Source organism: Corynebacterium lactis RW2-5, assembly GCF_001274895.1.
GTDB classification, from domain to species: Bacteria; Actinomycetota; Actinomycetes; order Mycobacteriales; family Mycobacteriaceae; genus Corynebacterium; species Corynebacterium lactis.
In genome coordinates, this window is sequence record NZ_CP006841.1 from 1327426 (window position 1) to 1339973 (window position 12548).

10 protein-coding genes are annotated in these 12548 nt (G+C 61.3%); all 10 read left to right on the plus strand.

Annotated elements, in window-relative coordinates; all coding sequences use genetic code 11:
* Nucleotides 1-73 precede the first annotated feature (73 nt).
* The 10 genes from aspS (at nucleotide 74) to CLAC_RS05900 (ending at nucleotide 12528) form a co-directional block, all read left to right on the plus strand.
* The gene (gene aspS / locus CLAC_RS05855) at nucleotides 74-1900 is read left to right on the plus strand and encodes an aspartate--tRNA ligase (protein WP_053412098.1); all 1827 of its coding nucleotides are present in this window, start codon (nucleotides 74-76) and stop codon (nucleotides 1898-1900) included.
* A 24-nt stretch (nucleotides 1901-1924) separates the two neighbouring features.
* A complete protein-coding gene (locus CLAC_RS05860) occupies nucleotides 1925-3118 on the plus strand; it encodes a phosphotransferase family protein (RefSeq protein WP_053412099.1) in 1194 nt (397 codons plus the stop codon).
* Between the two features lies 1 nt (nucleotide 3119).
* Nucleotides 3120-4523 (plus strand): replication-associated recombination protein A, encoded by a 1404-nt coding sequence (locus CLAC_RS05865; RefSeq protein WP_053412100.1) that lies wholly within the window; start codon nucleotides 3120-3122, stop codon nucleotides 4521-4523.
* Nucleotides 4524-4636: 113 nt separating this feature from the next.
* Nucleotides 4637-7294 carry an alanine--tRNA ligase gene (alaS, locus tag CLAC_RS05870; RefSeq protein ID WP_053412101.1) on the plus strand — a complete coding sequence of 886 codons (2658 nt, stop codon included), beginning with the start codon at nucleotides 4637-4639 and terminating at the stop codon, nucleotides 7292-7294.
* 17 nt (nucleotides 7295-7311) lie between these two features.
* Nucleotides 7312-7821: a Holliday junction resolvase RuvX gene (gene ruvX / locus CLAC_RS05875; protein WP_053412102.1), complete on the plus strand. Its 510-nt coding sequence runs from the start codon at nucleotides 7312-7314 to the stop codon at nucleotides 7819-7821.
* A 219-nt stretch (nucleotides 7822-8040) separates the two neighbouring features.
* Nucleotides 8041-9231 (plus strand): endolytic transglycosylase MltG, encoded by a 1191-nt coding sequence (gene mltG / locus CLAC_RS05880; protein ID WP_053412103.1) that lies wholly within the window; start codon nucleotides 8041-8043, stop codon nucleotides 9229-9231.
* Between the two features lie 18 nt (nucleotides 9232-9249).
* The gene (locus CLAC_RS05885) at nucleotides 9250-10065 is read left to right on the plus strand and encodes a shikimate dehydrogenase (protein WP_053412104.1); all 816 of its coding nucleotides are present in this window, start codon (nucleotides 9250-9252) and stop codon (nucleotides 10063-10065) included.
* A gap of 25 nt (nucleotides 10066-10090) precedes the next feature.
* The gene (locus CLAC_RS05890) at nucleotides 10091-10651 is read left to right on the plus strand and encodes a prepilin peptidase (protein ID WP_053412105.1); all 561 of its coding nucleotides are present in this window, start codon (nucleotides 10091-10093) and stop codon (nucleotides 10649-10651) included.
* A gap of 126 nt (nucleotides 10652-10777) precedes the next feature.
* A complete protein-coding gene (aroC, locus tag CLAC_RS05895) occupies nucleotides 10778-11965 on the plus strand; it encodes a chorismate synthase (RefSeq protein WP_053412106.1) in 1188 nt (395 codons plus the stop codon).
* A 38-nt stretch (nucleotides 11966-12003) separates the two neighbouring features.
* Nucleotides 12004-12528 carry a shikimate kinase gene (locus CLAC_RS05900; RefSeq protein WP_053412107.1) on the plus strand — a complete coding sequence of 175 codons (525 nt, stop codon included), beginning with the start codon at nucleotides 12004-12006 and terminating at the stop codon, nucleotides 12526-12528.
* Nucleotides 12529-12548 lie beyond the last annotated feature (20 nt).

The window sequence follows — 12548 nt, forward strand, 5'->3', positions numbered from 1 at the left end:
CACAAATCCTTGGCCGTTGGCACACCAGGTCCGCGGCCGGAGCTTGAAGACCTATTGGAAGGATCAATTCGCAGTGCTTCGTACGCATCTTGCCGGAGATCTCCGCGCTGACCTCGCAGGCAGCACAGTAACCCTGACCGGTTGGGTGGCGCGTCGCCGTGATCACGGTGGCGTCATCTTCATCGATATGCGTGACCGCTCGGGTCTCGCACAGGTCGTATTCCGCAATAGCGAGGTCGCGGAGCGCGCGCACCACCTGCGCAGCGAGTACTGCATCCAGGTCACCGGTGTTGTCGAAAAGCGCCCGGAGGGCTCCGAGAACCCGAACCTCGCGTCCGGTGAGATTGAGGTCAATGTCACTGAGCTGACCATCCTGAACGAGTCCGCAGCGCTGCCTTTCCAGCTCGAGGACGTTTCTTCTTCCGGCAAGGTGGGCGAGGAAGCCCGCCTGAAGTACCGCTACCTGGATCTGCGCCGCGAGGGGCCGGCGAAGATTATGCGCCTGCGCGCTGCCGTCAACCGTGCTGCGCGCAAGGTTCTGGACAGCCACGACTTCACCGAAATTGAGACGCCGACTCTTACTCGTTCGACCCCGGAAGGCGCTCGCGACTTCGTCGTTCCGGCTCGCCTGAAGCCGGGTACCTTCTACGCTTTGCCGCAGTCCCCGCAGCTGTTTAAGCAGCTGCTGATGGTCGCCGGTATGGAGCGCTACTACCAGATTGCGCGCTGCTACCGCGACGAGGACTTCCGCGCTGACCGTCAGCCGGAGTTCACCCAGCTCGATGTCGAGATGAGCTTCGTGGACCAGGAGGACATCATCGCCCTGGCCGAGGAGATTCTGGTCGCAATTTTCGCAGAGGCGGGCGTTACCGTCTCGACTCCGATTCCGCGCATGACCTTCAAGGAGGCCATGGAGAAGTACGGTTCGGACAAGCCGGACCTTCGCTTCGACATCCCGCTTGTTGAGTGCACGGATTTCTTCAAGGACACCACTTTCCGCGTTTTCCAGAACGACTACGTCGGTGCCGTAGTGATGGAGGGCGGGGCATCGCAGCCGCGTCGTCAGCTCGACGCATGGCAGGACTGGGCCCGCCAGCGCGGCGCGAAGGGCCTCGCCTACATCCTGGTTGGAGAGGACGGCGAGCTGGGCGGACCCGTCGCTAAGAACATCACCGATGCCGAGCGCGAAGGTATTGCAGCCCATGTCGGTGCTAAGCCGGGCGACTGCATTTTCTTCGCCGCCGGCGATGCCAAGTCTTCCCGCGCCCTTCTAGGCGCAGCCCGTGGCGAGATTGCCAAGAAACTCGACCTAATCAAGGAAGGCGACTGGGCCTTTACTTGGGTCGTCGACGCTCCGATGTTCGAGCCGGCCGCCGATGCGACCGCCTCGGGTGACGTGGCGCTGGGCCACTCGGCGTGGACCGCAGTCCACCACGCATTCACCTCGCCGAAGCCGGAGCACCTCGACACCTTCGACAAGGATCCGGGAAGCGCCCTGGCCTACGCGTATGACATCGTCTGTAACGGCAACGAGATCGGTGGCGGCTCGATTCGTATCCACCGCCAGGATGTTCAAAAGCGCGTCTTCGACGTGATGGGCATCGGCGAGGAAGAGGCGCAGGAGCAGTTCGGCTTCCTCCTCGACGCCTTCCAGTACGGCGCCCCACCACACGGCGGCATCGCCTTCGGCTGGGACCGCATCGTCTCGCTCCTCGCAGGTGTCGAGTCGATTCGCGAAGTTATCGCTTTCCCGAAGTCCGGCGGCGGCGTCGATCCACTGACCGACGCTCCGACCCCGATCACCGCGCAGCAGCGTAAGGAGACCGGCATCGACTTCAAGCCGAAGGCTGCAGCGGCAAAGGGCGATCAGAAGGCAAATCAGAAGGCAGAGCCGAAGTAACCCCGAAAATTGGAAGGGCATCCAATGACCTACCCGGATGAAACTGCTGAGGAGGCAGTTGCCGAGGTCGTCTCCGCGGCGGCGGAACTCATTTCCGCCCGTTTCGGCGGCCAACCCGTTCTCTCCGACCCGGAGATCCTCAGCGGTCAGTCCGACGCCCTCGTGGTAAGGGTTCGCGTTGGGGTAAACCCCTTTCTGCCGCACAGGTCAATCGTCGTCAAGCGGATTGCCAAGACTGGTGAGGGCAGTGAGCCCGCCATGCTGCGTGAAGTGGTCGCTTACCAGTTCGCGAACACCCTTCCGGACGAAGCGCGGCCTGGACCCGAGCTTCTCGCCTACGACATTTCGCAGCGGCTACTTGTGCTGAGCGATAGCGGGGTAGTCGATACGCTTGCCGACATCCTCGCCAACGGTGATGAGGAGCAGCGGCTGCGTTCCTTCCGCGCACTCGGGGCGGCGCTGGGCAAGATGCATATTCAGACTCATCACCGCGAGGATGGGTTTGAAACTCTGCGCCGTCGGGTTTGGGCTAAAGGCGGGGTAGAGCGGGAGTCGATTTACGCCCGCGATCGCGGCATCGTTTCCGCAATCCGTTTCGGCATTCGGGCGTTCGAAGGCTCGGGGCTGGAGGTTCCGGATGCCGTGAGATCTTTCGCCGGTGATGCCGCCCGCCGTATCGAAAAGGGCACTCATCGTGCGTTTACCCCATTCGATTTGGCCCCCGACAACATCCTGATGGCGGATAAGGTCCAATTCCTCGACTACGACTGGGCCGGTTACCGGGATGTACTCTTCGACGTCGCGAGCGTTGTAGCGGGCTTTCCGCTGCATGTGTTCGTAACGCGACCGTCGCGCGCCGAGGTCGAGGCCTTCATCCGGTCATGGACCGAGGAGATTCGCGATCACTGGTACCGCGCCACTGACGAACGCCGGCTTTTAGCCTTCATCGCAGCGGCTCTTGTTGGCTGGCTGTTCATCTCGGCGACGATTGCCTACTTCGGTTCTCCCGAGCGCGCCCTTTCCTTCGACAGTGAAACTGCGGCGAACGAGGAGCCCACGGTCGGTGGTCCTGCGCTGGTCTTGCGGGACATGGCTAATACCGCCCGTGCAGTAGCGGAGTTCGCCGAGCACTGTGAAGACGAACGTGCCGATCAATTGCGTGACTTCGCCATCAAAGTCATCGCTTACCTCGAGTCAGGGGAAGAGCTCGCCCAGTAAAATGCCCGCCGACGACCCCACCTCAGCAACGCCCGGCCTTTTCGACCAGCCTGACCCAAATGCTCCGGGGAGCGAATCCCCCTCTGGTGGGCAGGCCGCGGCCGACACCTACTTTCATCCGGGCGCGCACGCGCCCCTGGCGGTTCGAATGCGCCCCCGCAATCTCGACGAGGTCGTCGGTCAGTCGCATCTGCTGGGGCAGGGAACGCCGTTGCGGAGGCTCGTCGAGGGCGGAGGCGACACCTCGGTGATCCTTTTCGGTCCTCCCGGCACCGGTAAGACGACTCTTGCGAGCCTTATTTCCTCCGCCACGGGCCGCCGTTTCGAGGCTCTCTCCGCGCTCAACGCCGGCGTCAAAGAGGTTCGAGCGGTGATTGACACTGCTCGCAAGACCCTCGTGCGCGAGGGTATCCAGACCGTCTTGTTTATCGACGAGGTGCACCGGTTTTCCAAAACCCAGCAGGATGCGTTGCTCGGGGCCGTCGAGAATCGCACGGTTCTTCTGGTCGCTGCAACTACCGAGAATCCGTCCTTTTCGGTCGTCTCACCTCTGCTGAGTCGTTCTCTCCTGCTGCAGCTCCGCCCGCTTGACGACGCCGCAATCGGCGAAGTCATCGACAGGGCCATCGCGGATGACAGGGGCCTGGCCGGTCGCGTAAATATTGCTTCGGACGCCCGCGACCAGCTGATTGCGCTGGCGGGAGGGGATGCCCGGCGCTCGCTGACTTATCTGGAGGCCGCAGCTGAGGCTGTCGCTGACGGCGAGGAGATTAGTGTCGAAACTCTGGCAACGTCTATCAACCGCGCCGTGGTTAGGTACGACCGCGATGGCGATCAGCACTACGACGTCACCAGCGCTTTTATCAAGTCTGTTCGCGGGTCTGACGTGGACGCGGCGCTGCACTATCTCGCTCGCATGATTGAAGGCGGCGAGGATCCTCGGTTCATCGCGCGTCGCATCGTGATTCTTGCGAGCGAGGACATCGGCATGGCCGACCCTACCGCCCTGCAAACCGCGGTAGCAGCGGCACAAGCGGTGGCGTTAATCGGTATGCCGGAGGCGCGGCTCACGCTGGCGCAGGCAGTCATTCACCTCGCCACTGCACCGAAGTCGAATTCGGTAATCGCCGCAATCGATGCCGCTCTTGCCGACATCCGACAGGGCAAAACCGCGCCCGTCCCGCCGCACCTGCGGGATGGTCACTACAGCGGGGCGAAGGACCTGGGACACGCAGTGGATTACGTGTATCCGCACAATGACCCAATCGGCGTTGTGCCGCAGCAGTACGCTCCGGACGGCCTGCAGGAAGTTGATTACTTCACTCCGTCCAACCACGGTAGGGAAAAGGGTATGGCCGACTACCTCGCAAAGATTCGCCGCATCGTGAGAGGAAAGCGTCGGTAAGCGGGGCTTCTGGTCGGCGGGTCGGTTTTAAGCATGGTGGACTCTAACAGGTAGACTGCTAGTTTTGTACAAACATCTCGGACGCTCGACGTGAAACGAGGAATTAGAACACCGTGCAGACTCATGAGATTCGAAATCGCTTCATCCAGCATTTCGTGAAGGCGGGGCACACCGAGGTCCCCAGCGCATCGCTCGTTTTGGATGACCCGAACCTGTTGTTCGTCAACGCGGGTATGGTTCCGTTCAAGCCATACTTCCTGGGCCACCAGACTCCGGAGTTCAACACTGCCACGTCGATTCAGAAGTGCGTGCGCACCCTCGACATCGAAGAGGTGGGTATCACAACTCGCCACAACACGTTCTTCCAGATGGCTGGCAATTTCTCCTTCGGTGACTACTTCAAGGAAGGCGCCATTAAGCACGCCTGGTCGCTGCTGACCGGCTCCATCGAGGACGGCGGTTTCGGTATCCCGGCGGAGAAGCTCTGGGTCACTGTATACCTTGATGACGACGAGGCCCACGACATCTGGGCGAACAAGGTCGGCGTTCCCGAGGACCACATCCAGCGCCGCGGCATGGCGGACAACTACTGGTCCATGGGCGTGCCCGGCCCCTGTGGCCCCTGCTCCGAGATCTTCTACGACCGCGGCCCGGAATACGGCGTTGACGGCGGCCCGGAGGCGGACGAGGACCGTTACATCGAGATTTGGAACCTCGTCTTTATGCAGAATGAGCGGGGAGAGGGCACAGGCAAAGACTCTTTCGAGATTCTCGGCCCACTGCCGAAGCAAAACATCGACACCGGTATGGGAATCGAGCGCGTGGCTTTCCTGCTCCAGGGCGTCGATAACGTCTATGAGACCGACCTGCTTCGCCCGGTCATCAACGCGGCGGAGGAGCTCACCGGTTCTACATACAACGCCAACCACGCTGATGACATCCGCTTCCGTGTCATTGCGGACCACTCGCGCACAGGCCTGATGCTGATGCTCGACGGCGTGACTCCGTCGAACTCTGACCGCGGCTACATCCTGCGCCGCCTGCTGCGCCGCATCGTCCGCTCGGCCCGCTTGCTGGGCGCCAAGGGGGAGGTCCTCGACCGACTGATTGGCGTCGCCGCGGAAACCATGACCCCGTCCTACCCGGAGATTGCCGACAACTGGGAGCGTATCCGTCGCGTCGCTGTCGCCGAGGAGAAGGCCTTCACCAAGACCCTGGCAGCCGGCGAGGAACTCTTCGCCCAGGCCGCCACCAAGGCTAAGTCCGAAGGCAAGACGATTCTCTCCGGCCACGACGCCTTCACCTTGCATGACACCCACGGCTTCCCAATTGACCTGACCATCGAGATGGCCGAGGAGGCCGGTCTGACCATCGACCGTGCTGAGTTCGACCGGGAGATGGCCGAGCAGCGCGCCCGCGCGAAAGCCGACAGTCAGGCCAAGAAGAAGTCTCACACCGACCTCCATGTCTACCGCGAGTTCATCGACAACAACCCGACCGTGTTCACTGGATACGACCGGCTTGCCGACGAGTCGACCGTGGTCGGCATCGTCTCTGGAGGAGAGAAGACGTCCTCGGCTTCCGAGGGGGAGGAAGTTGAGCTCATTCTCGACCGCACCCCGCTCTACGCGGAATCGGGCGGCCAGATGGCCGACCGCGGCCGCATAGTCACCGCCGACGGCGCGATCGTTGACATTAACGACGTCCAGAAGGTCGGTAAGAAGCTCTGGCTGCATAAGGGCATCGTCACCGCCGGCGAGTTCGCCGCTGGCGTTGCCGCGGAGGCACAGGTTGATGAGAAGTGGCGCCACGGTGCACGCCAGGCCCACACCGCGACTCACCTGATTCACGCAGCGCTGCGTGAGGTTCTCGGCCAGACAGCAACCCAGGCTGGCTCGATGAACAAGCCGGGCTACCTGCGCTTTGACTTCAAGTACGGCGAGCAGCTGACCGCTGACCAGCTCCGCCAGATTGAGGAGATTACCAACGAGGCTGTCGACCGCGACTGGGCTGTCAATACCACGGAGATGCCGCTGGAGGAGGCCAAGGCCGCTGGCGCTATGGCTCTGTTCTCCGAGAACTACGGCGACGTTGTTCGTGTCGTTGAAATTGGTGGTCCCTTCTCCATGGAGCTCTGCGGTGGCACCCACGTTGCGCACTCCTCCCAGATCGGACCTGTTTCGGTGCTGGGAGAGGCGTCGGTAGGCTCCGGTGTCCGTCGAATTGAGGCCTACTCGGGCTTGGATTCTTTCCGCTACCTGACTACCGAGCGTCTGCTCGCTGAGCGCCTGGCGACGGAGTTCAAGGCCCCGTCCGCGGAGTTGCCGGATCGCATTGCGGCTCTGGCCGACAAGCTCAAGGCTGCCGAGAAGCAGCTCGCCGACTTGAAGGCCGGACAGCTGCTGGCCAATGCGGCTTCGCACCTTGACAGCGCTCGCACGATTGGTGATGTGACCTACCTCGGCCTCAACCTCCCGGCGGGCACCGGCATGAAGGACATTCGTTCCCTTGCTACGGATCTGTCGAAGCGCCTGGCGGACCGTCCCTCGGTCGTCGCGCTAATCGCTGACGGAGGCCAGAAGGTCCCGTTCGTGGTCGCTGTGTCGGATCAGGCGGTCGACAAGGGCGTCAAGGCCGGCAACCTCGTCAAGCTGATGGGCGAGAAGGTCGGCGGCAAGGGCGGCGGCAAGCCCTCTATGGCGCAGGGTTCCGGTTCCGACGCCTCTGGCATTGAGGCAGCGCTCGCAGCTATCGAGTCCGAGCTGGCTTAAGGCTAGAGGGATTTTCATTGGCTCGTTTAGCACTGGACGCCCCCGGAATTGATGACCCCGGTCGGGGGCGACGGCTTGGGATTGATGTAGGTGACGTCCGAGTCGGAGTAGCTGTGTCCGACCCGGACGGAATCCTCGCCACGCCCGTCGAGACTGTTGCACGTGCTACCCGCCGAAAAGATCCCGATGGGCCAGACATTGACCGTTTGGTTGAACTCGCCCAAGAGTACGAAGTAGTCGAGATTGTGGTCGGCTTGCCCATCATGCTGGACGGATCCTTCGGATCTTCGGCCCGTAAGGCTGGTGACGTGGGGTTTCGGCTGAAGCGGCGCCTTGGGGACGCCGTCGCAGTGCGTTACGCGGACGAGCGCATGACGACCGTACTTGCACAATCTCGGCTGCATGACGCCGGGATTGACGTCCGCTCCGGGCGAAAGGTTATCGACCAGGCGGCAGCGGTAGAGATTCTTCAAGCATGGCTGGATAACCGGAAAAAGTACTTGGCTGAGCAGACCGATTCGGAATAAAAAGCAGATTTTGATTTCCAATCGGACATGCCAAAGTAACGAAAAGGTGACAATTGCCCTAGAAATAGGGAATTATTGTAAGGGATTATGTCTGCCTTGTGGGCGGGCGTAGTACTACGTTGATTATTGGTGGATTGACCGTTCCCAGCAGTACGAGGCTTTCACAATAGGCGCTCGCGAGCTGCAAGCGATAACCAATCCGCGATCGAGGAGCTATCGATGACTAAAGATGCCTTGTCTGCGCGCCGCCCTAAGGCTCGCAAGGGGAAGAACCGCATTCGCCGCCGCCAGACGACTATGGCGATAAACGTCACCTCGATCCTCCTCTGCGTTTTAGTGGTCGCCGTGATCGGTCTGATTTGGAAGCGAGGCGGCATTGTGGACGACTACGACGGTCGCAATCCCGGTGAGGTAACAGTCGTTGAGGTCGCCGCGGGCTCCTCCCTGACGGATCTGTCAAAGGCACTCGTGGACAAGGATGTCGTTAAGTCCTCTCAGGCTTTCGTCGAGGCTGCCAATAACAACTCCCGTTCGAGCGAACTGCAGCCGGGCTTTTACCGTCTGCGGGAGCACATGTCGGCGGACTCTGCAGTCCAGGCACTGCTCGATACCGATAACCAGGCAGGGCGCGTAGACATCCCGACGGGTGCGCGCTTTGCCGATACACGCATCGTGTCCTCCTCGGATGTTCGCAAAGGCATTTTCAGCCTTATTTCCGAAGCGTCCTGCCTCGAGCAGGACAATTGCGTGACCAAGTCCGAGCTGGAGAAGGCGGCTGGAAGCGCAGACCTCGCAAAACTGGGTGTCCCTGAGTGGGCGATGCGGGAGGTCCAGGCCCGCGGAAATGACCCCCGTCGCCTGGAGGGCCTCATCACGCCGGGTATCCACCATATTGACCCGCAGCTATCTGCCGAAGAGATGATTGCTTCGTTGGTCCGCGAGTCCGTCAAGAACTACGAGTCGACCGGCCTAATTGAGTCAGCGAGCATGGTCAAGCTGTCTCCTTACCAGCTGATTACCGCTGCGTCTCTGATTCAGATGGAGTCTCCGGACGGTGACTTCGACAAGGTCGCCCGCGTCATCTTGAACCGTCTGGCCAAGCCGATGATGCTTCAGTTTGACTCGACAGTTAACTACGACCTGCCTGATCAGGAAATCGCTACAACCGACGAGGATCGTGCCCGAAAGACCCCTTGGAACACCTACGCCAAGGAGGGGCTGCCCGACACGCCAATCGCCTCGCCGTCGATTGAGGCAATCAAGGCGATGGAGAATCCTGCGGACGGTACTTGGCTCTACTTCGTAACCGTCGACAAGGACGGCCGGACTGTATTCAGCACCACCTTCGAGGAGCACGACGCCGCGATTGCCGAATCCCGTGACAACGGCGTTCTAGATTCGAACCGCTAGGGAAGTAGGACCCCGCCAATGCTTATCACTCACCGTGCCGCAGTTCTGGGCGACCCCATCGAGCATTCGCTGTCACCGGCGATTCATAACGCAGGTTACGCGGCCGCGGGGTTAACACAGTGGGAGTACTCCCGAATCCGCTGTAATGCCGAAGAACTGCCCGGCGTGGTAGGTAGCGCGGACGAATCATTCCGGGGCTTTTCCGTCACGATGCCCGGAAAATTTGCAGCACTCGAATTCGCTGATGTATCCAGCGAGCGGGCCAAACTGATTGGTTCGGCGAACACGCTCGTCCGGCAAGGCTCCGGATGGTTTGCGGACAACACCGACTGCGATGGGGTGCTGGGAGCCCTAGCTGAGATTGGTGTGACTGAATTGCCAAACGGCAGGGCGGTTCTCGTCGGTGCAGGAGGCACCGCACGCCCGGCTCTATGGGCGCTGGCCAAACTCGGCATGAAGCATGTCTCAGTCGTAGCCCGGTCGGAACGCGTTTACGCGCTGGAACCGTTGGCCGCCGCGTTGGGCATCGAATTCGTTTGGGTAAAGTTTTCTGCTCCGAATCTCCACGATATCGCGGGCGCGTCCGACGTTTTGGTCTCCACTGTGCCCTCGGCTGCGCTGGAATCCGTCTACACATTCCTCGCACGGGCGCCGAAGATTCTCGACGTCATTTACAATCCGTGGCCAACTCCGCTGGTCAAAGCTGCTAAGGACCGCGGCGCGGAGGCCGTGGGTGGGCTTTCCATGCTGTTGCACCAGGCTGTCGGGCAATTTGAGCAATTCACCGGCCGTAGACCGGACGTCGACTCGATGCGGCAAGCACTGCCTATGTAACGCGGGTACTGTAGCCTAGTCGGCTATGGGGTGGGGAAACGAAATTTCTTGTGTATCAGTCGACGGGCTCTTCCTTTTGGCCCTTGCGGTATGGATTATCGCGGGAGTCTGGTATGACTTTCGGTCCAGACGGCTTCCCAATCGATGGCTCCTGTTGGGCGCAGTTCTGTGGGGTGCCGCAGCAGCGGTAAGGGCGCTTGGCCTGTTCTGGCCCACTTTGAGTCACACCTATCTAGGGTCGCTCGCGCTCGTGCCGGGTATCGTAGGCGCCCTGACCTGGTTCGTGCTCTACCTCTCGGCATTTCTCTGGGCGCCGGAATCGATCGGGGCCGGCGACGTCAAGCTGGCGCTTCTCGCCGGTGCCGCCGTCGGTGCCCACTCCGCAAGGCCTGTGGGCGCCATCATCATGGTGCTCGCCGCGGTCGTGGCCGCCAGCTTGGCGACGCTCCTGCTCGCCGTTACCGCTCGAATCCGGAGTTCTGGACTTTCTACGACTGGTGCCGCCAGGCGGGAGAGCATGGCGATACCGCATGGACCGCCGATGTTGTTTTCCATGACACTGTGCGCCTATCTGGCGTCTACTTAGAAGCGGGCGTTCGCGCCGTCGGTAAGCGATGGCGAAGCTGCCCCTGTTTGCCGTGTTTCGACACGACTAGCAAAGTTAGTGCCCCTATTGCACAAAGTTTTAGGCAAACGTGCCATTATGTTACCTATGCTTCGTTGGACTACCGCAGGTGAATCGCACGGCCAGGCCCTCATCGCATTGATGGAAGGCGTTCCGGCTGGCGTTCCTGTCTCTACAGATGATGTATCGCACCACCTAGCGCGCCGTCGCCTTGGTTACGGTCGCGGGTCGCGCATGAAGTTTGAGGCAGACGAGGTTACTCTGCTCACAGGTGTCCGGCATGGAAAGACCTTGGGGTCGCCACTGTCGATTATGGTTGGCAACACGGAGTGGCCGAAGTGGACCACGGTGATGAGTCCCGACGCAGTTGACCCAGAGGAGCTCAAGACGGCTCGCGGTGCGACGCTGACGCGTCCACGTCCCGGCCACGCGGACTTCAACGGCATGCTCAAGTACAACCACGAGGATGCTCGCAACATTTTGGAGCGTTCCTCGGCGCGAGAGACCGCCGCACGAGTAGCAGCTGCTACCGTCGCGCGTTCAATTCTGCGCGAGACGCTCGGTGTGGAGGTCGTCAGCCACGTTATTTCGATTGGCCGGTCCAAGTCCTACGAAGGCCCGCTGCCGACGTATGAGGACATCGACGCTATCGATGCCTCCCCGGTGCGTGCCTTTTCGACCGAAGTCGAGGAATCGATCATTGAGGAGATTAAGACCGCGAAGAAACAGGGCGACACACTCGGCGGCATCGTCGAGGTAGTGGTGCACGGGCTTCCGGTCGGCCTGGGCTCGCATATCTCCGGTGATACGCGTCTTGATGCACAGCTGGCTGGCGCGCTGATGGGCATCCAGTCGGTCAAGGGCGTCGAAATTGGCGACGGTTTCGAGGAGGCCCGACGCAGGGGCACCGAGGCGCACGACGAAATGGTGCGCACCGAAGACGGGGTCAATCGAGAGACAAACCGCGCCGGTGGCCTGGAGGGTGGCATGACCAACGCGCAGCCACTCGTGGTTCGCGCCGCCATGAAGCCAATTTCCACAGTGCCCCGCGCGCTTAAGACCGTGGATATGGCGAGCGGCGAGCAGGCGACTGCTATCCACCAGCGCTCCGACGTCGTCGCTGTCCCCGCTGGCGGTGTGGTCGCAGAGGCGATGGTCGCGCTTGTTCTGGCCCGCGCTGTTATGGAGAAGTTCGGCGGCGACAGCTTGGAGGAAACTAAGCGCAACGTCGAGGGCTACCTCGAGCAGACGCGCCGCCGCCTCGACTGGAATTAGCCATAAGCGTGAGTAGGGAAGAAGGAGAAAAGGCTTACATGACCGCTCCACGCATAGTTCTCGTTGGCCCGCCCGGTGCGGGTAAATCCACTATTGGCCGTCGCCTGGCTCGGGCACTGAATACGTCACTCACCGATACCGATGAGATGATTCAGCAGCGCATGGGTAAGCCCTGCGGCGAAGTCTTCGCTTCCCTGGGGGAACCCGAATTCCGCCGTATTGAAGAAGAGGAAGTCGCCAAAGCACTGACTCGCGAGGGAATCGTTTCCCTCGGCGGCGGCGCAGTCATCTCAGAGCGGACCCGCGACCTGCTCGCCGACCACAACGTGGTCTACCTCGAAGTGAGCGTTAAGGAAGGCGTGCGCCGCACCAGCGGCAATGATTCTCGTCCCGTGCTGGCCGCAGAAGATCCGGAGGCGCACTACCGGGCCCTGTATGAATCGCGCCGCGATTTCTATGAATCTGTGGCCAGCTTCAAGGCCCGCTCGGACGAACGCTCTCCGCAGCGAGTCGTCGCCGAAATTTTAAGCTACTTGGACGACGCCTGCGACGAAGGTATCTAGGCCCTCATAGAGCTTGAATC